Origin of the sequence: Salinibacterium sp., from assembly GCF_031364185.1 — a bacterium.
Classification (GTDB): domain Bacteria; phylum Actinomycetota; class Actinomycetes; order Actinomycetales; family Microbacteriaceae; genus Rhodoglobus.
Genome location: NZ_JANLVV010000261.1, coordinates 1 through 17,062 on the forward strand (window position 1 = coordinate 1; position 17,062 = coordinate 17,062).

Annotated in this window: 23 protein-coding genes, 2 tRNA genes and 1 riboswitch; of the genes, 11 read left to right on the forward strand and 14 right to left on the reverse strand. The window is 63.9% G+C overall.

The genetic code is table 11. The annotated features are described in order from the left end of the window. The 4 genes from RMN95_RS11540 to msrA form a co-directional block, all read right to left on the reverse strand. On the reverse strand, positions 1-392 hold a 392-nt coding region (locus RMN95_RS11540; protein ID WP_309617058.1), incomplete at its 3' end, for a DUF6993 domain-containing protein. A gap of 166 nt (positions 393-558) precedes the next feature. Beyond that, positions 559-1,128 (reverse strand): single-stranded DNA-binding protein, encoded by a 570-nt coding sequence (locus tag RMN95_RS11545; RefSeq protein ID WP_309617059.1) that lies wholly within the window; start codon positions 1,126-1,128, stop codon positions 559-561. A gap of 204 nt (positions 1,129-1,332) precedes the next feature. Then, positions 1,333-1,536 carry a methyltransferase gene (locus tag RMN95_RS11550; protein ID WP_309617060.1) on the reverse strand — a complete coding sequence of 68 codons (204 nt, stop codon included), beginning with the start codon at positions 1,534-1,536 and terminating at the stop codon, positions 1,333-1,335. Between the two features lie 106 nt (positions 1,537-1,642). Continuing rightward, positions 1,643-2,170, reverse strand: coding sequence for a peptide-methionine (S)-S-oxide reductase MsrA (gene msrA, locus RMN95_RS11555; protein ID WP_309617061.1), 528 nt, complete (start codon positions 2,168-2,170; stop codon positions 1,643-1,645). Between the two features lie 103 nt (positions 2,171-2,273). Between msrA and RMN95_RS11560 the strand changes: the two genes are divergently transcribed. From RMN95_RS11560 to RMN95_RS11570, 3 genes are all read left to right on the forward strand, one after another. Next, positions 2,274-3,281 carry an aldo/keto reductase gene (locus tag RMN95_RS11560; RefSeq protein ID WP_309617062.1) on the forward strand — a complete coding sequence of 336 codons (1,008 nt, stop codon included), beginning with the start codon at positions 2,274-2,276 and terminating at the stop codon, positions 3,279-3,281. Positions 3,282-3,358: 77 nt separating this feature from the next. Next, positions 3,359-3,616, forward strand: coding sequence for a hypothetical protein (locus tag RMN95_RS11565; RefSeq protein WP_309617063.1), 258 nt, complete (start codon positions 3,359-3,361; stop codon positions 3,614-3,616). An 85-nt stretch (positions 3,617-3,701) separates the two neighbouring features. Beyond that, complete coding sequence (locus RMN95_RS11570; RefSeq protein ID WP_309617064.1) at positions 3,702-4,346, forward strand: hypothetical protein; 645 nt, start codon at positions 3,702-3,704, stop codon at positions 4,344-4,346. Positions 4,347-4,674: 328 nt separating this feature from the next. Here RMN95_RS11570 and RMN95_RS11575 read toward each other — a convergent pair. The 3 genes from RMN95_RS11575 to RMN95_RS11585 form a co-directional block, all read right to left on the reverse strand. After that, positions 4,675-4,750, reverse strand: a tRNA-Arg gene (locus RMN95_RS11575). Between the two features lie 32 nt (positions 4,751-4,782). Continuing rightward, positions 4,783-5,043 carry a thioredoxin family protein gene (locus RMN95_RS11580; RefSeq protein WP_309617065.1) on the reverse strand — a complete coding sequence of 87 codons (261 nt, stop codon included), beginning with the start codon at positions 5,041-5,043 and terminating at the stop codon, positions 4,783-4,785. Between the two features lie 48 nt (positions 5,044-5,091). Continuing rightward, entirely contained in the window at positions 5,092-5,367 is a 276-nt protein-coding gene (locus RMN95_RS11585; RefSeq protein ID WP_309617066.1) for an oligoribonuclease, read from the reverse strand. A 118-nt stretch (positions 5,368-5,485) separates the two neighbouring features. On the opposite strand from RMN95_RS11585, the gene orn reads away from it, so the two are divergent. The 6 genes from orn to RMN95_RS11615 all read left to right on the forward strand — a co-directional run bounded on the left by orn (position 5,486) and on the right by RMN95_RS11615 (position 8,560). Beyond that, positions 5,486-6,106 carry an oligoribonuclease gene (gene orn, locus RMN95_RS11590; protein ID WP_309617067.1) on the forward strand — a complete coding sequence of 207 codons (621 nt, stop codon included), beginning with the start codon at positions 5,486-5,488 and terminating at the stop codon, positions 6,104-6,106. A 419-nt stretch (positions 6,107-6,525) separates the two neighbouring features. After that, positions 6,526-6,601: transfer RNA gene (locus RMN95_RS11595), tRNA-His, on the forward strand. A 97-nt stretch (positions 6,602-6,698) separates the two neighbouring features. Then, positions 6,699-7,001: an ATP-dependent Clp protease adapter ClpS gene (clpS, locus tag RMN95_RS11600; RefSeq protein WP_309617068.1), complete on the forward strand. Its 303-nt coding sequence runs from the start codon at positions 6,699-6,701 to the stop codon at positions 6,999-7,001. Then, positions 6,998-7,528: a DUF2017 domain-containing protein gene (locus RMN95_RS11605; RefSeq protein WP_309617069.1), complete on the forward strand. Its 531-nt coding sequence runs from the start codon at positions 6,998-7,000 to the stop codon at positions 7,526-7,528. The genes clpS and RMN95_RS11605 overlap by 4 nt, the downstream gene beginning before the upstream one ends. 13 nt (positions 7,529-7,541) lie before the next feature. Further along, the gene (locus RMN95_RS11610) at positions 7,542-7,898 is read left to right on the forward strand and encodes a metallopeptidase family protein (RefSeq protein ID WP_309617070.1); all 357 of its coding nucleotides are present in this window, start codon (positions 7,542-7,544) and stop codon (positions 7,896-7,898) included. A gap of 74 nt (positions 7,899-7,972) precedes the next feature. Further along, the gene (locus tag RMN95_RS11615) at positions 7,973-8,560 is read left to right on the forward strand and encodes a hypothetical protein (protein WP_309617071.1); all 588 of its coding nucleotides are present in this window, start codon (positions 7,973-7,975) and stop codon (positions 8,558-8,560) included. An 18-nt stretch (positions 8,561-8,578) separates the two neighbouring features. Here the strand turns inward: RMN95_RS11615 and RMN95_RS11620 are convergent, their stop codons facing one another. The 7 genes from RMN95_RS11620 to RMN95_RS11650 form a co-directional block, all read right to left on the reverse strand. Continuing rightward, a complete protein-coding gene (locus tag RMN95_RS11620; RefSeq protein WP_309617072.1) occupies positions 8,579-9,463 on the reverse strand; it encodes a rhodanese-like domain-containing protein in 885 nt (294 codons plus the stop codon). Between the two features lie 18 nt (positions 9,464-9,481). Then, positions 9,482-9,994: an ATP-binding protein gene (locus tag RMN95_RS11625; RefSeq protein WP_309617073.1), complete on the reverse strand. Its 513-nt coding sequence runs from the start codon at positions 9,992-9,994 to the stop codon at positions 9,482-9,484. After that, positions 9,981-10,730, reverse strand: a complete 750-nt coding sequence (locus RMN95_RS11630) for an energy-coupling factor transporter transmembrane component T (RefSeq protein WP_309617074.1) — start codon at positions 10,728-10,730, stop codon at positions 9,981-9,983. The genes RMN95_RS11625 and RMN95_RS11630 overlap by 14 nt, the downstream gene beginning before the upstream one ends. Then, positions 10,727-12,160 (reverse strand): ABC transporter ATP-binding protein, encoded by a 1,434-nt coding sequence (locus RMN95_RS11635; protein ID WP_309617079.1) that lies wholly within the window; start codon positions 12,158-12,160, stop codon positions 10,727-10,729. The genes RMN95_RS11630 and RMN95_RS11635 overlap by 4 nt, the downstream gene beginning before the upstream one ends. Next, a complete protein-coding gene (locus tag RMN95_RS11640; RefSeq protein ID WP_309617075.1) occupies positions 12,157-12,780 on the reverse strand; it encodes an ECF transporter S component in 624 nt (207 codons plus the stop codon). The genes RMN95_RS11635 and RMN95_RS11640 overlap by 4 nt, the downstream gene beginning before the upstream one ends. Before the next feature lie 25 nt (positions 12,781-12,805). After that, positions 12,806-12,916, reverse strand: a riboswitch (TPP riboswitch). Positions 12,917-13,066: 150 nt separating this feature from the next. Continuing rightward, positions 13,067-13,573: a DUF1697 domain-containing protein gene (locus RMN95_RS11645; protein WP_309617076.1), complete on the reverse strand. Its 507-nt coding sequence runs from the start codon at positions 13,571-13,573 to the stop codon at positions 13,067-13,069. Further along, positions 13,570-14,415 (reverse strand): glycosyltransferase family A protein, encoded by an 846-nt coding sequence (locus tag RMN95_RS11650; RefSeq protein WP_309617077.1) that lies wholly within the window; start codon positions 14,413-14,415, stop codon positions 13,570-13,572. Before RMN95_RS11650 ends, RMN95_RS11645 begins: the two co-directional genes overlap by 4 nt. Before the next feature lie 220 nt (positions 14,416-14,635). Between RMN95_RS11650 and glgX the strand changes: the two genes are divergently transcribed. Both glgX and RMN95_RS11660 read left to right on the forward strand, forming a co-directional pair. Beyond that, positions 14,636-16,750 carry a glycogen debranching protein GlgX gene (gene glgX / locus RMN95_RS11655; protein ID WP_309617078.1) on the forward strand — a complete coding sequence of 705 codons (2,115 nt, stop codon included), beginning with the start codon at positions 14,636-14,638 and terminating at the stop codon, positions 16,748-16,750. After that, positions 16,747-17,062: alpha-amylase family glycosyl hydrolase (locus tag RMN95_RS11660; RefSeq protein ID WP_309617080.1), on the forward strand; the 316-nt coding region annotated here is incomplete at its 3' end. The genes glgX and RMN95_RS11660, both read left to right, overlap by 4 nt.

Here is a 17,062-nt window from a genome sequence, read left to right on the forward strand (position 1 = left end):
GCGATGATCGTGCTGTAGCCCTGCGCGCTGAACTGGCCCACGAGGCACTGGCCGCCCATGAGCACCGAAAACACCAGGGAGTCAACGGGCAGGTCGATCGCCGTTCGATCGGCGGTGACCTGCATATCGGCCTTGATAAAACCAACACTCACGAGGTTGTCGACCACACCGCGACCTTCGGGGATGACGTTGCCAGCGGCGATGAAGTATTGCTGGTTGACCTCGTCGAAGAACGGCTTATTCTCGGCAGCGGTTCCTCCGGCCACCAGTGCTGGTGTGGGTGGGAGAGTCGGAGTCGGTGAGCCGCTGCCCTCCGCTGGCGACGAGCCACTGGGATCAGCGGTCACCGGTGGCGTGGGAGGCTGCCCAATGCAGGCGGTCAGCAGGATCATTAGGCCCAGCACTGCGCCCGCGAGCGTGCAGGTTCTCACTCTCAACGCCACCGCTGACCTCTCCCCTGCTCGCCCATGACTCCCCGAGGCGGCCACGCGGCGGGCGCGCGACCGATCAGGGCGAGTATAGGGCCGCCAGCCGAGGGAGGGTTGCCGAGGGAGATCCTCAGAACGGCAGCGCGAGGGCGTCTGCCTCATCCCTGGCCGGTCCATCGGCGGATTCATTGCCATAACTGTCCACGTCGTGATCTTCGGTTCCATCGCCGCCCGCGATTGGGTCGACGGGAGCGGTGCTCGACTCCCACCCTTCCGCCGGGTCGCCGCCACTCCCCCCGAGCACGGGTGCCGTCACATCGTCGGTGGCACGGTTGGCGCCTGACGAGATGGTGCGGGAGAAGCTTGAGGTTCCCCAGGAGAGGTCGTGACCGATCGCATCCGCCTCGATGTCGACCGTGGTGCCCGTGCGTTCGCCGTTCTGCCACTCGCGAATGCGTAGTCGGCCGCTGACAATCACACGATCGCCCTTATTGACCGACCCGGTGCAATTCACACCAAGTTGGCGAAAGGCCGAGATGGTGTACCAATTCGTGTCGACATCGATCCACTTCTCTTTGGTTCGATCAAAACGCCGTTGCGCAGACGCTAGCCTGAACGACGAAATAGTGAGGCCGTCGTTCGTGCGGATGTGTCGGGGGGTGGTGGCCACCAGGCCGGTGAGGGTAATGCTGTCAGTCATGGTCACTCCGTCTGCGAGGGGAATCCCGGCGTGGAAGGTCTCCAGTGCGGGGGCTCGAAGCCCGGGGTCGGCACTCGTGCCGGGAAGCCGCCCCGGGCCTCGATGACCCCAGTGTTGCCGCTGCCGAAACGGAAAAACGCCGACCTTCCCCAATGGGGGAAAGGTCGGCGTGCAGCATGGATCTGGAGGAGAAGAGCCTCGGGTTCAGTGTTCCCGGAATTCAGGCCACTCAGCGCCGGGAAGCAGAGCCGCGTGCAGCGCGCTCTTCGCAACCTCCAGCGTGGGGTACGCGGCGCGGAAATCGTCGTCCGCCACCAGCTTGAACGTGAAACCACTCTCAACCCGATGGAGTGAACCCACGGCCCCAGCTGGCCCGAAGGCCACCCAGGTCTGACCGGTCAATGTCATGTCGCTCATCGTTGAGCTCCTGTTCTGCTCCTCACTGTTCAGGAGCAAGTCGACGCTACGCCGAATGCATAACAAATGAGCAGGAGACCGGGATATTCGCGAGGGTTCACGACGCGAGCACGTACTCCGCGAACGACTTTCGGATCTTGTTGACCTTAGGCAGTGCCACCGCCATGCAGTAGCCCTGCCCCGGATTCTTCGCGAAGAAGTCCTGGTGATACGACTCGGCGCGGTACCAGTCGCCGAGCGGCTCCAGCGTCGTCACCAACCCACCGTCCCAATATTCTGATGCGCGATCACGTGCGGCCTCGAAAATCGCCTGTTGCGCGTCATCCGTGTAGAACATCGCTGAACGGTATTGGGTGCCGACATCGGCACCCTGGCGGTTGAGCTGGCGTGGGTCGTGGAGACTGAAGAACACGTCGAGGATCACCTCATCAGGAATGACGTCGGAATCGAATGTGACCGCCACGGCCTCGGCGTGTCCTGTTCGGCCAGAACAGACCGAATCGTAATCGGGGTTCACTGTCTCGCCGCCGGTGTAGCCCGACACGACATCCTGAACGCCCCTCAGAGTGCGGTAAACCGCGTCGAGGCACCAGAAACAACCGCCTGCTAAAACGAAGGTGTGCATGGGGGTGAGCCTACTTTCTTGACATCTGTAGCGGGCCTGTTGGCCCTTCAGGCAAACAACCAGCGCCATCGGACCATTCCCGCCAGCGCCTTAGGCTGGACAAATGCCTTATCACGCCGCAGACACCCGCTACGAATCCATCGACTACGTGAGGGTGGGCCGCAGCGGCCTGAGACTGCCGAAGATTTCTCTCGGCATCTGGAACAACTTCGGCTATGACCGGCCTCTCGACACCCAGCGGGCGATCATCCGACGGGCTTTCGATCTCGGAGTGACCCACATCGACATTGCCAACAACTACGGCCCGCCTCCAGGCTCGGCCGAAAGCAACTTCGGCACCATCTTCTCCCAGGACCTGGCGCCCTACCGCGATGAGCTCATCATCTCCAGCAAGGCCGGCTACACGATGTGGGACGGTCCCTATCAGGATTTTGGATCTCGCAAATACCTGCTCTCATCACTTGACGCGAGCCTGAAGCGCACCGGACTCGACTACTTTGATGTCTTCTACTCGCACCGCCCTGACCCCGAAACCCCGATAGAAGAAACCATGGGCGCGCTGGCAAGTGCGGTTCACTCGGGCAAAGCGCTGTACGTCGGCATCTCCAACTACAGCCCGGAACAGACTCGCGCAGCACACGCCGCACTCGCCGTTCACCACGTTCCGCTGACGATTCACCAGCCGCGGTACAACATGTTCGATCGTCACATCGAAGCCGGGCTGTTCCCGGTTCTCGACGACCTCGGGATGGGCAGCATCGTGTTCTCGCCGCTCGCGCAGGGCCTGCTGACAGATCGCTACCTCGACGGTATTCCGGATGACTCTCGTGCGGCGAACAGCCCATTCCTCGGCGCATCCAATATCACTAACGACTATCTTTCGCGTGTGCGCGGGCTGAACGACATCGCGCGAGAGCGCGGCCAGAGCGTGGCGCAGCTTGCGCTGTCGTGGGTGCTGCGAATTCCGCAGGTTACGTCGGCGCTGATCGGTGCCAGTAGCGTCGCGCAGCTGGAGAACAATCTTGCCGCCCTCGATTTTGACGCGCTGACTACTGAGGAGATTCGCGCCATCGACGAATTTGCGGTGGATGGCACAGGCACCCACAGCTGATCAGCGGGCCCGCCGAACAATGTCAGCGGTAGAATATATCTTCGAATAAAGCCCTTCACTTCATTCGAGGAGACATCGTGACCACGCTAGATTTCGTCGGAACACACCGTATTCACTCCGCAGGCCTTAGCTCGGGCATCGCCATGATCCAGTTGCACGACGACCTATGGCGGGTGACCCGTCCTGGCGGCGAGGTGGTCGGTTACGTGGAACGCAGCGCCACGCCATCCGGGCATCGCTATCGCGCCAAGCGGATGCTGCAACGCCAGCGCAGGTTCCTGCCGATCGGTGATTTCTGGGAGCTCGACGACGCGATGGACTGCTTCAGGTTCTGACGGTGCCGGCGTAAACCGTGCCGGCTTTAGCCGACTCGCCTACGCGGTGACTCGTGGTCGGTGAGAGCGGGGTTACAGTGCCTCCATGGTGCAGCAGTGGTGGAATGATATTGTCCGTTGGTTCAACTCTGACGGTGGCCAGACGGTCATCACGAGTGCGATCATCCCGTTCATCGCGATCGTTGTCGGTGGAGTCGTCGCCGGCCTCATAGCTCGGGGCGCGATCAAGCGGTTGATTGCCCAGCAGGATCGCGAGTACAAGACGTCCGCGGTAGCTGCTCTCATCGCGGCGGGTCGCCGTGCCGCAACGTGGAGCACACTGTCTGCCCCGGAGAAAGACCACGTCGATCACCAACTGAGCGAGGCCGAAGTTCGGGTACGCCTTCTCCCGGTGCTCGGCGCGACACTGGCCGCAGACTGGGCCGCCCACCAACTGGCGACCATGAAGAAAAATTCGACAAACTACAGCTTCCAGGCCGAGCAGGATCTGGCCGATTTCCAGGACGGCCTCATCGCCTGGCAGTCGAAACCAGCCCGGGCGAAGAAGCTGTTCGCCCAGGATCTCGCAGCGTGGAAGTACGAGACCGCGGCCGTGCCCACGGCAGACGAGCAACTGGCGAGCAAGCAGCGTGAGTGGTCGGCTGCGCAGCCGCACTCGTCGGCAGCGTCCACAAGCAGCGCTTCATCCACCTCAGCTACGGCGGTCCTGCCGCAGCCTGCGGGCAAGTAAAGCCGTCTTCCAGCGACATTCTGGCGTGCGAGCCCAGTTCTGGACGGCGCGCGTGGAGTTCTCTGCTCCGTGGCCTCGGTGATGGTCTAGCGCGCTCGCTGGTCACTGCCCGCTGGTCACCGCTCGCTGGTCACCGCTCGCTGGTCACTGCCCGCCGGTCACTGCCCGCCGAGCACCGCAGTTGCTGCACTCAGAGCGCAGTAAGTGCCGTTCACCCAGCCGCGATGGGGCCGGGACTGCACTCTCACTGCGAAATATGGAGCGCGATCCTGCCCTGTGCGGCACGGCAGGTGAAGGGCACGCTCGCTGGTGCCGGATGCAACGACAGTGGTGCCCTCGGCAGGATTCGAACCTGCGACCAAGAGATTAGAAGGCTCCTGCTCTATCCCCTGAGCTACGAGGGCGGGAATCGTCCCCACCATACATCGTGCGAGAGTTAGACGGCGCGTGCGAGCGCGACAAGCACCTGGTTAACCGTCGGCACGCCTTCAGCTCGGAACACCTCGGTGCCATCATCCTTCACAACGATCACAGTCGGGGTGTTCCGGATGCCCGCTTTCTCGGCTTCTTCGGCGTCGCGGACGACATCGAGCTCGGCTATACGCGCTGCGGGAACGAGCCCGGCGATCTGGAGAAGTACACCCCTCGTCACCATGCACGGCTCGCAGAAGTTCGAGGAGAAGTAGATGAGGTTCACGGTGCGCGGACCCTCTCATGAGGACGCACGATTTCTGAGGGACGGATTTCAGGAGTCGTAACGCTCTTCGACGGCCTCGATGGGGTCGCTGTCTTTCGGATCCCAGGTGTAGGTGACCTGAACCTGCTCGCCGACGTGTTTCGCGACGGGAGAAACGTAATCGAGCTGGGTCTCTTTACCATCAAAGGCCGCGATGACGGTGATCTCGGTCTCCCAGGTGCCATCCGTGCTGATGCGGGTGTCGGAGCGGCCATCGTAAGGCCCACCGGTGTAGAACACGATGTACTCGTCGCCGCGAGAAATGTCAGGAGCTGTCTCAGTCATGCCTCAGTCTTAGCAGACCGGGCTCCGGGATTGCTCCGCCGCGGCGCCGCGGCGCGCGAGTCGGATCTTCGAGAAGTGGCATCGAGAGCCTGTCGCGCCCCGGCGGTAGGCTGGGATCATGGCCTCTCACGCTGACCTTCTCGTCTGGATCGATTGCGAAATGACCGGGCTCGACATCGCTGTTGATGAACTCGTCGAGGTCGCTGTGGTCATCACCGACTACGACCTGGTGCCGCTCGACCCCGGCTTTTCGATTGTCATCAAGCCAGACAAGGCGGCGTGGGACAACATGGGCGACTTCGTTCGCACCATGCATACCGAGAGTGGATTGATCGATGAGATCGGAGACGGGGTGTCGCTCGCCGATGCCGAGTACGCGGTCAACGAATACATACTGCGGTTCGTTCCCACGCCCCAGAGCGCCCCGCTGGCCGGCAACACGATTGGCACCGACCGTACGTTCCTCGCCAGGTACATGCCCCGCGTAGATAGCCATCTTCACTACCGCAGCATCGACGTATCGTCGATCAAAGAACTGTCTCGTCGCTGGTTTCCGCGGGTCTACTTCAACGCCCCATCGAAAGACGGCGGGCACCGCGCCCTGGCGGACATCCGTGAATCGATCCGCGAACTCGACTACTACCGCAAAGCAGTATTTGTGAAGGAGCCTGGCCCGACCACCGAGCAGGTACAGGCCATCTCCGCCGAGGTCGTCGAGGGATTCGCCCAGCGCCTTTGACCGGTGTCCTGCATCTAAAGTGCGCTGGAGAGGTTTGGCCACCACGTCCGACACGGCCCTCGCCTTAGCTCGGGGCCGGTCTTGTGTGCGCCGCCCCGCCGGCCCCGCCTCCCCTGCGGCTTCTGCGCCTCCCCTGCGGCTTCTGCGCACCTCTGGGACAAGTGCGTACGCGCGCCGTACCGCAGTCGCCCCAAAACTGCGCAGACGCCGAGCGGATGACGACTCCTCCAACGAACCACCAGCGCAAGCCCCAACAAGGCACTCGAGTGGCTGGCTTAGGATTCCAGTGGCCAGTTTGGGATTCCAGTGGCAGGTATTAGACTTGGTAGGTTGCCGGGCGTCAAACAGCGTGAGGCAGGCAGCGTCGCTAAAGCAGCATCAAAATGCAGCATCAAAAAAGCAGTGTCAAGAAAAGCATGGTGGGCGTAGCTCAGTTGGCAGAGCGCTGGCTTGTGGAGCCGGATGTCGCGGGTTCGAGCCCCGTCGTTCACCCCATCGAAAACGGTCTGGCCTCGGCCAGGCCGTTTTCATTTCTCACACCCTCGGATTTATTGTTCGCGCTGAGGTTCTTGTTCAGGTTCGGGAGGTCGGGATGACGACTCCCACTATCGAGCGCGAGACAGAGCGCGGAACAGTGCTTTACGCTGTGGAGCAGCCTGACACCCCCTGGGTCACCATCGTATGGAACGACCCCGTCAATCTGCAGACGTACGTGACATACGTGTTCAAAAGCTACTTTGGTCACTCGCGCGAGGAGGCCGAACGATTGATGCTGCTCGTGCACCATGAGGGGCGCGCGGTTGTGGCATCCGGCGGTCGGGAAGAGATGGAGCGCCACGTCGAGGCCATGCACGACTACGGTCTTTGGGCAACCCTCGCAAAGGACGACGCGTGATCCCGTTCACCCGGCACGGCGTGCTGGTCATCGTTCGGCTCAGCGATCTCGAAGCGGAGGTTCTTCGCGACCTCGCGGGCCAATTGACGGAGTTGTTAGGCGACCGGGCGACTACGCACGAGGCTCCCACGGACGCCGGGTCGGCGGCGGCCCTGTTCGCCCAGCTCGGCATCGGCGGGTCAACGGTGGCACCGCTCGATCCTGCCCTCGCGCGATTACTGCCCGATGCCTACAAGAATGACCTCAGCGCATCCTCGGAGCACCGACGGCTCACCGAAGGTGGGCTCGTTGACCGCAAGATTGCGCATGCCAGACTGGTCGTGGCATCTCTCACCTCGAGCCCCATCACGCTCGATGAGGCGGCCGCGCAGTCGTGGCTTCGCACTCTTACCGATCTCAGGCTTACCATCGCTTCGCGGCTCCGGATAATCGACGACGGCGACGAGGGCACCGGCGACGAGGCTTTGCTCGATGTATATGACTGGCTCGGATACCTGCAGGGAACGTTGCTGGACGCGATCGAATGACCAGGTGGATGCGATGAATCCAAGTGAACTCGACGCCGCTCAGTTCGAGAAGCTGGTGATCGATGAGCTCGACCTGCTGAGCGATGACATGATCGACGGTCTCGATAACGTGATCTTTGTGACGGAGGACCGCCCGGAGGACGGGTCGCTCGATGTGCTCGGACTCTATGACGGGGTGGCGCTAACGGAACGTGGCAACTATGGATTCGGTGAACTGCCGGATCGAATCATCCTGTATCGTGAGCCATTAATGACTATTTCTCAAGATCTGGACGAACTAAAACAGCAGATCCACATCACTCTGGTGCACGAGATTGCGCACTTCTATGGCATCGACGATGCCCAGTTGCACGAGCTGGGCTGGGGTTGACTGCCGCGCCTCCGTCGATACCGGGGGCCTCGGCAACGTAGGATTTCAGATGTAAGTTTTGATCAGGAGGAACCGTGTTTTCGACACAGCGAGCGGCGATCGTCGCTCTGTCGGCGGCAATCGTCGTCGGGCTCGGGGGATGTTCGCTGATTGAGCCGCAGGGCACCGACGTGCCGCTTACCGGGATCGCGCTGTGCGCCCAGGGCGCCACCTGGAGCCTCGACACCGCGGGTCTCGCCGCATCAGTGACGGCCAACCTGGCCACACAGGGCGTCGCCGCGACTGCAGTCACACCCGAGGGAACCCAGAAAATGAGGTGGGATCTCGACGGGACGGTCGTGATTGATTCCGACTACACCCTCACGATCACGTCGGCCCCCGCGGCCGACCAGGTGCAGACCGTGACAACCTCGCACAAGGGCACGGCGACCGGCGCGTCATACATCACAGGAAACGTCGCCATTCCCCGCGACTGGGATGCGACCGGAACCATCATCAAGTCCGTAGGCGATCTCAACGGAACCCCGCTGGACCCCATTCCGTATACGGTGCTGAACGCCGACCTCGATGACTCCGTCGGCGTGGAGCTGACCTGTGACGGAAAAACCCTCACCACGCATCAGCGAGGCGGCTCAGTCACTCAAACCTGGACCAAGCGCTAGGCAAACCTGGATAAAGGGCTAGGCAGGTTCGCCCAGTTCCAGCGGTAGTGCGGGATCGGCAGACCACTCCTCCAAGGATCCGTCGTAGATCCGCACCGCGCTTGTACCGATAGCCGCGAGTGTAAGGGCATTGGCTGCTGCCGAGATGCCGCCGCCGCAATAGAGCAGCACCTCAGCGTGGCCGCCATCGGCAACGTCGATGCCAGCATCATCGTAGGCAAGGATGAGTTCGACCCTGCTCTTCACGTGGCCGTCGGCGGTGAACAGATCGCGGCTTGACACGTTGACGCTGCCCGGGATGCGCCCGCGGCGTAAATAACGCGAGGGATCCGCGCCGGTGAACGAGCCCCGGGGCAGTCCGCACACCAGCGGGCGCGGGTCGTCGGCCGAACGCTCTTCGAGTTGCTGCTGACTCACCCAGGCGTGCCGCACGGCCTCCGCGCGCCACGCGGCGGCCGACTGTCCCGCTGCGGACTCGCCGGTCTCGACAGGCTCCCCCGCATTCTGCCACGCAGCGAATCCACCATCGAGCACGCGCACAGGCACGCCGATCCACCGCAACAGGTACCACAGGCGAGCAGCGAACAGGGTGCCCGTGGTGTCGTACACGACCACCTCATCCCCCTCGCCGACGCCGAGGCGCGCCAGCTCATCCGCGATCGCCTGCGGTTCAGGATGCGTGTAGTGCAGTGGGGCAGAAACGTCGCTGAACTGGGTCGAAACATCCACGTGCTGCGATCCGGGGATGTGGCCCGCCAGCCAGCGTGGTTTGCCGGAGTCGCGGCGGTAGTCGCCATCAGTCGCGGCGGGATGAAGAACGAGGCTCGCGTCAAGCACCGTCGGCGGATGGAGGCCCGCGAGTTCGTCGGTCAGTTCGCTGACGGAGATGAAGGGGGAAGTCATGCTCCCACTCTCGCAGAGTCAGACCCCACAGGCCCGACGCACCACGGCGAGAGCGGTTTCGGTGTCGAGCCCACTCACCTCGATATCGGCCAGCACACGAGGTTTCTCGCGCGCCAGGAAGGCGAGCTCCTGCGCGGCCCAGCGATCCCAGAATGGCGCGTACGCCTCCCGGTCCCGCACCAGTGCGCGCCGCTTGCGCGTCTCGTCGTCGAGTTCGATCCACACCGCGACATCCACCAATTCCACCGAGGTGGAGCTGATGGCACCCACTCCCTCGATGATCAGGGGTCGGGATGCCTCCAGCTCATGCCAGGTCCCGGGCGCTTCCGCCGCCCAGTCCCAGGCCCGCCACCGGTGAGTGCCGAGGATCGACGCGACCGATGCACTGGCCTCGTCGAGGCCGTCCCATCCCGGATAGAGATCGTCGAGGCGCACCAGTTGGGCCCCGGGCCAGCCGTCGACAAGGGCGCGCGCGAGCTCGGTTTTGCCCGAGCCGGACCGACCGTCGATGAGCACCCTACGGGCCGGCAAAGAAGTTCCACCGCCCTGTGAGCACTGCGGCAGCCAGGGCCAGCAAACCAATCGTCAGCCCCGCGCACAACACCAGCCACTCTCGTGAACCCCAGGGAGACTCGCGGGCCCAGGTTCGCTCCACGGGCGCACCGAACCCTCGCGCCTCCATGGCCGTTGCCAGCGAGCTGCCGCGCCGGATGGAGAGCACGAACAGCGCAAACACCTGGCCCGTGAGGCGACGAATGCGACCGGCATCGGACACCCCGCGCGCTCGACGGGCGCGTTCGAGGGATCGCCAGTCGTCCATGAACAGCGACACGAGGCGCATCCCTGCAAGCGCTCCGAGCACGAAGCGGGCGGGAAGCCGGGCACGCTGGGCGAGACCATCAGCCAGCTCAGTGGCATCGACGGTGACGAACAGCACCACGGCGGGCAGCCCGATCGCCAGCACCCTCAGGACGGTTGCTATCGCGAGCGCGATCGATCCCTCGCTCACCCGCGCGAAGGCGAACTCGAGGTAAACCTGCCCTTCTGTGCGCCCGTAGAGCGCGATCGTCACGCCCGTGAGCGGCGCGGCTACCCACACCGGCAGCGTGCGCAGCCAGAACGCCCGAGCCGGCAGCCTGATGAACGCGAGGGCGACAAGCTCGAGGGCCAGCGCCACCGACGCAGAGACCCAGTCGATCGTCAGCACGAGGCACAGGGCCAGCGCCAGCGCGGCTCCGAGCTTGGCCATCGGATTCACTGTGCTCATGACAGGGTCACCGAGGCGTCCGCGATGGCGTCGACAAGGTCGAGGTCGTGGGTGGACATGACGATGGCGGTGCCAGCGTCGGCCAGACCGGCAAGAAGGCCAACGAGTTCGGCCCAGGTTCGCGAATCCTGGCCGAATGTGGGCTCGTCCAGCACGAGCATCCTGGGCCGAGTCGCAAGAACCGTCGCGACGCTGAGCCTGCGCTTCTCGCCGCCCGACAGCGTAAACGGGTTCGCTTCGGCGAGATGTGCCAGCCGAAGACGCTCCAGTAGGGCGTTAACACGCTCGTCGACTTCGCTCGTCGGCATGCCGAGCGCTGCCGGACCCACTTCGAGCTCGGTACGAACGGTCGAGGCGAGGAACTGGTGCTCAGGCTGCTGGAACACGGTTCCGATCCGGGTGAGCAATTGCCGCGAGCGCCAGGCAATCGGATGCGGCCCCGCGCCAGCGGCGAGCGTGTCGGCCGCGATAACGTTCCCGGCGATCGGTGGCAACAGGCCCGCCAGCGTCAGCCCCAGCGTCGACTTACCGCTGCCGTTGCGCCCCATGACCGCGAGCGTCGAGCCTGCGCTGACGCTCAGCTCGAGCCTCGCCTGCACCGCCACCCCCGAGCGTCCGACCGTCAGCTCCCGCGTGTCAAGCAGAACCTCGCGCGGCTGTCGTGAACTTCTGATCGGTCGAGGTGGTGGATGCCCCGGCACCCAGACCCCGCCGGCGGCAAGTTCGGCACCTCGGGCGTCCAGCACGGAGGCAGGCTCCCCGTCGGCCAGGGCCCCGCCCCCGGCACGCAGGACCACCACGCGGTCGACCACGTGCTGCCACACTGCCACCCGGTGCTCGATCACGATCACGGTGGCGCCGGTGCTCTCCGCGACTCGCACGACAGCGTCACGAACTTCCACGACACCCTCCGGGTCGAGGTTCGCGGTGGGCTCATCGAGCAGGATCAGTCCAGGGCGCATCGCAATGACTCCCGCCAGCGCGAGGCGCTGCTTCTGCCCACCGGAGAGAGCAGAGGTCGAGCGATCGAGGCCAACATCCAGCCCGACGGCCTCGAGCGCATCGCGCACCCGGCGCCACGTGTCATCCCGAGACACTCCCAGGTTCTCGCAGCCGAAGGCCACGTCGTCACCGACCCTGGCGAGGATGAGCTGGCTATCCGGATCCTGGAGCACCAGGCCCGCGCGCCCCGGCGAGGGGCGCTGCCCATCGACCAGCATCAACCCCTCCCGCTCACCCTCATCGTCGGCGAGCACCCTCGCGAGGGCCCTCAGCAGCGTCGACTTACCTGCGCCAGATTCACCGAGCAGCAGCACGCGCTCCCCGGGGCTGACCACGAGGTCGAGGTCGCGCAGGGCCCAGGCACGCCGCCCCGCGTGGCGCCACCCCCATCCCGAAATGGTGACGCCAGCGGGGGTGAGAGCGCTCAGATCCGCTTCGCAATCTCGCGCCCGGCCGCGAAACGGCTGAGTGCGCCGGTGCGAGCCAGGCCGCGCAGTGCCAGCCACGACAGCAGGCCCGCGATCACCGCACCGCTCACCATGCCCGAGATCGTGTACACGGCGATGAAGAGGGTGTCTGAACCCGGATACCAGAGAGTCAGGTCGGTGACGGCCATGCCGAGTCCGGCCCCGACTCCCGCAAGAATCGCGACGCCGGCGCGCCAATTGGCGTACAGGAAGATCGCGAACACGAGTTCGGCGCCGAGCCCCTGCACGGCACCGCTCACCAGGGTCAACGGACCCCACTGGTTGCCGATCAGGGCCGAAACGGTCGCGGCGACAAGTTCACCGTAGAGCGCTGCACCGGGCTTGCGCACCACCAGCGCGGTCAGCACGCCGGCGAAGAGCCAGAACCCCCCACCGAGCGCCTGAAGGCCCGGTAGCAGTGCTGCCAACGGACCGGTGACCGGGTTGGATGCGACGTTCCAGACCACGAAGACGAGGCCGCTGGCGACACCGATGACGCTGGCGACGACGATATCGACGACTCGCCAGCGAAACCGCGATCCCACGGAGGTGTCGGATGGAGTGGACAGTGTTGTTGTCATTACGTGCCTTTCGAATGAAATGGCACGGGTTTCGAGATTGCCTCCCTGCGCTGGCATGATCCAGATCAGGTTCGACGGTCGAAGCTTGGAGCAGCTTCCTCTCAGCCCGGTTCACCGGACTCCCGTGTTCATCCCCATCCTACGCGAACTGCGTCCTTTCATCATTCAGGAGGTGATGTGGCTGGAGAGGGAGAAGTGATCTCATGGGGGTTACGTCAGACTCCACTGCCACTCTGGCCCCACAACCTCCTGAATGATGAAGGGGCGAGGCGGGGCGGGGCGGGCTCTAGTCCAGCAGCGCGAGCAGCTTCGTCACGGTGCGGAGGTTTCGAGCGGTGGCCTCACGCCCGAACTGCCGCCAGAACGCCGGCCTCAGCCGCGTCTTCGAGATGCCATCCGGAATCGACTGGTAGACCGCCTCCGTGCCGATACGGATCTGCTCCGATCCGAGTTGGATCGGGATGCTCACCGCGGCAGGAACCTCGGCCATGAAGGTGACCGTGAGCCGCGATTCGTCGCCAGGGAATGGGAACGCCGCGGCGATCCGGCGGAATCGGGCAGCATCGATGACGAGGATGCTGGTGCTCACCCCGGTTTCGGTGGCAACGCGACGTGCGAGGGCCGCGGCATCCACGGTTCCAGAGAACACCACGTTGCCGCTGTTCAGCACCGTGGTGACCTCGGTGGCCCCCGAATCGGCGAACAGCGTGTGCAGCAGCGCCATGGGCACTTTCGTGGTTGGCCCGACGTTGATGCCGCGCAGCAGGGCAACCGAGCGACCGGATGAGCTCACTTTGGCTTCGTGGTCGCTGCGCGCAGTTCACTGGCCTCGCGGCGAAGCTCGCCGGCGCGCATGGCCTTCAGCGCGGGGTACGCCGACATGAGGATTGCCATCGGGGCCCGCAGGCCGAGGCTTCGCACGTTGTGCAGCTTATAGGTGCGCTCGAAACGCATCACATAGTTGTAGAACTCCCTTGGCGAATCGTCGAGGCGGCGAGCCGACATGCCGGTCACCATTTCTGACGAATAGGCGACCTTCAGGCCGTGTTCGTGCAAATGGATCGAGAGATCGATGTCTTCGTGCAGCTCGTCGTCCGGGTCACGGTGAGCCTCCGACCGGATCAGCCGCCACGCTGACGCGCGCAGCGCCATGTTGCTGCCGAACAGCAGGTGGTAATCGCGAGTAATGACGATCATCGCCCTGCGGATGGCGTCGTCGGCGATCGCCCCGAATCGACGTAGCGGCATGTCGTAGTAGATCACCGGGCCCGTGCACGCCGCGACCTCGGGATCAGCGAACCCCTTCTGCACCTCTGCCACCCAGGTCGGCTCCAGCACCGAGTCCGAATCGATACGACCGATGATGTCGCCGCGAGCGTGGTCCAGCCCGAAATTGCGGGTCGGGATGAGCCCTTGCACCTCGTCCTGTTGGAGGTAGACGAGCGGGGCCTGGGGAAAGGCAGCCTGAAGCGCCCGCACGATGGTGGCCGTGTCATCCGTCGACCTGTTGTCGACAACGATGACCTCGAGCGCTGGCATAGTCTGGTGAAGCGCCGCGAGCACGCAGCCCCTGATGGTGTCCTGTTCGTTCCAGGCGGGGATGACGATCGACACGGACGGGGGCACGGTTGTCATGGTGACAATTTAGCCGACTCGGCGCTGTGGAATACCCGGTGGATGCTTCCAGCGCAAGCCCTGGCGGCTCACCCCGATGTGCTGCCTACAATCGACACCGACGGAGGTTTCCCCTATGTACGCCGACAGCACCGAATCACCCCGAATACTTCCCTCGGGTAGCCTTGCGACCTATGACTTCCCCGCATCAACAACCTCATCCTTTTCGGTCGTCTGACACATGGTAGAGAGTTGGCCGGGAACGGCCTACCCCCTGGGCGCCACGTTCGACGGCAGTGGAACAAACTTCGCCCTGTTTAGTGAAGCAGCCGACCGGGTCGAGCTCTGCCTGTTCGATGACGGCGTTGAGACGCGCGTTCCGCTGACGGAGGTTGACGCGTTCATCTGGCACGCCTACCTGCCCACCGTGCAGGCCGGGCAGTTGTATGGATACCGCGTGCACGGCGCCTACGATCCCGAGAACGGTGCCCGGGCCAACGGCTCGAAGCTGCTGCTGGATCCGTATGCGAAGGCGACCAGCGGAAACATCGACTGGGACCAGTCCCTGTTCGCCTACAATTTCGGCGACCAGAATTCGGAGAACACCGACGACTCCGCCTCACACATGATGCTCGGCGTGGTGATCAACCCGTTCTTCGACTGGACGGGCGAGTCAAAGCCGAACGTGGCCTACAACGACACCATCATCTATGAGGCCCACGTCAAGGGGCTCACGGCGACGCACCCTGACATCCCCGAAGAGCAGCGCGGCACCTACGCCGGCATCGCCCACCCCGCCGTGATCGAGCACCTCCAGAAGCTGGGTATCACCGCGATCGAGCTTATGCCGGTGCACCAATTCGTCAACGACTCGGTGCTTCAGGACAAGGGCCTGTCGAACTACTGGGGTTACAACACGATCGGCTTCTTCGCACCGCACGCCGCATACTCCTCCACCGGCGACCACGGTCAGCAAGTGCTCGAGTTCAAAAGTATGGTGCGCGCACTGCACCATGCCGGGATCGAGGTCATCCTCGACGTGGTCTACAACCACACGGCAGAGGGAAACCACCTCGGCCCCACCATCTCCTTCAGAGGCATCGACAACGCCGCCTACTACCGGCTCGTCGATGACGACCTGAAGCACTACATGGATTACACGGGCACGGGCAACTCGTTCAACGTTCGCCACCCGCACTCGCTCCAGCTGATTATGGACTCGCTGCGCTACTGGGTGACCGAGATGCATGTCGACGGCTTCCGGTTCGACCTGGCCTCCACCCTGGCGAGGGAGTTCTACGACGTCGATAAGCTCTCCACGTTCTTCGAGCTGGTGCAGCAGGATCCCGTGGTCTCCCAGGTGAAACTGATCGCCGAGCCGTGGGACATCGGCCCAGGCGGCTACCAGGTCGGCAACTTCCCGCCGCAGTGGACCGAATGGAACGGCAAGTACCGCGACACAGTGCGCGACTTCTGGCGTGGCGAGCCCGCGACCCTTGGCGAGTTCGTGAGCCGGTTGAGTGGCTCGCCCGAACTGTATGAGGCGTCGGGGCGTCGGCCGGTGGCATCCATTAACTTTGTGACAGCCCACGACGGCTTCACCCTGCGCGACCTCGTGTCGTATAACGAGAAGAACAACGAGGCGAACGGCGAGAACAACAACGACGGGGAATCACACAACCGCTCGTGGAACGGCGGAGTCGAGGGTGAGACCGACGACCCGGCCGTACTCGAGATCCGCGCGCGCCAACAGCGCAACTTCATCACGACGCTGTTTCTGTCGCAGGGTGTTCCCATGCTGCTGCACGGCGACGAGATGGGGCGAACCCAGAATGGCAACAACAACACCTACGCGCAGGATTCCGAGCTGAGCTGGGTCGATTGGGCGACGGCAGACGAATCACTCATCGCCTTCACGTCGATGGTGGCGGCTCTTCGCGCGAACCACCCGGTGTTCCGGCGGAAGCGATTCTTCACGGGTCGCCCCGTTAAGCGAGCGGAGGGTGAGCCGCTCCTCGACGTCGAGTGGATGTCGACCGACGCGTCGGCGATGACCGCCGAAGACTGGGGTACAGACTTCGTGAAGTCGATCGGGATGTTCCTGAACGGCGATGGCATCAGGGCTCGGGATGCCCGCGGCCAGGCCATCACCGACGCGAATTTCCTGCTCTACTTCAATGCCTCCGAGCAGGGCGTCGAGTTCGAACTGCCGTCCGCCGAGTACGGCGAGCAGTGGGATCTCGTACTCGACACGGCCGTCGTTGTCGATCCAGACGCCATCTTCACCGCGGGAGATTCGATCACGGTCGGCGGGCGATCCGTCATGGTACTGCGAGCGGTGAAGGAGGCATCCTGAGCATCCCGATATCGACATATCGCCTGCAGATCCGCGCCGGTTTCGACCTCAACGCTGCCGCAGGGTTGGTGGACTACCTCCACCAACTGGGTGTGGACTGGGTCTACCTCTCCCCCATCCTCGCCGCCGAGGCGGGCTCCGATCACGGCTATGACGTCGTCGATCATTCCTTCGTCGACGAGGCCAGGGGTGGTGCCGCCGGACTCGACGCGCTGTCGGGCGCGGCGGCCCGCCGCCGGCTGGGTGTGGTCGTCGACAAAGTGCCGAACCAAGAAGGGGGGGCGAACCCAAACTCGAACCCCGGGGGGGGGG

Coding starts and splice junctions, on each gene's coding strand:
- RMN95_RS11620 (WP_309617072.1), bottom strand. CDS start 9,463: ATGACTTCCCCCTTCATCTCCGTCAGCGAACTGACCGACGAACTCGCG.
- RMN95_RS11550 (WP_309617060.1), bottom strand. CDS start 1,536: ATGACATTGACCGGTCAGACCTGGGTGGCCTTCGGGCCAGCTGGGGCC.
- RMN95_RS11610 (WP_309617070.1), top strand. CDS start 7,542: ATGAATCCAAGTGAACTCGACGCCGCTCAGTTCGAGAAGCTGGTGATC.
- RMN95_RS11630 (WP_309617074.1), bottom strand. CDS start 10,730: ATGAGCACAGTGAATCCGATGGCCAAGCTCGGAGCCGCGCTGGCGCTG.
- RMN95_RS11585 (WP_309617066.1), bottom strand. CDS start 5,367: ATGACTGAGACAGCTCCTGACATTTCTCGCGGCGACGAGTACATCGTG.
- orn (WP_309617067.1), top strand. CDS start 5,486: ATGGCCTCTCACGCTGACCTTCTCGTCTGGATCGATTGCGAAATGACC.
- msrA (WP_309617061.1), bottom strand. CDS start 2,170: ATGCACACCTTCGTTTTAGCAGGCGGTTGTTTCTGGTGCCTCGACGCG.
- clpS (WP_309617068.1), top strand. CDS start 6,699: ATGACGACTCCCACTATCGAGCGCGAGACAGAGCGCGGAACAGTGCTT.
- RMN95_RS11640 (WP_309617075.1), bottom strand. CDS start 12,780: ATGACAACAACACTGTCCACTCCATCCGACACCTCCGTGGGATCGCGG.
- RMN95_RS11650 (WP_309617077.1), bottom strand. CDS start 14,415: ATGACAACCGTGCCCCCGTCCGTGTCGATCGTCATCCCCGCCTGGAAC.
- RMN95_RS11545 (WP_309617059.1), bottom strand. CDS start 1,128: ATGACTGACAGCATTACCCTCACCGGCCTGGTGGCCACCACCCCCCGA.
- RMN95_RS11560 (WP_309617062.1), top strand. CDS start 2,274: ATGCCTTATCACGCCGCAGACACCCGCTACGAATCCATCGACTACGTG.
- glgX (WP_309617078.1), top strand. CDS start 14,636: ATGGTAGAGAGTTGGCCGGGAACGGCCTACCCCCTGGGCGCCACGTTC.
- RMN95_RS11570 (WP_309617064.1), top strand. CDS start 3,702: ATGGTGCAGCAGTGGTGGAATGATATTGTCCGTTGGTTCAACTCTGAC.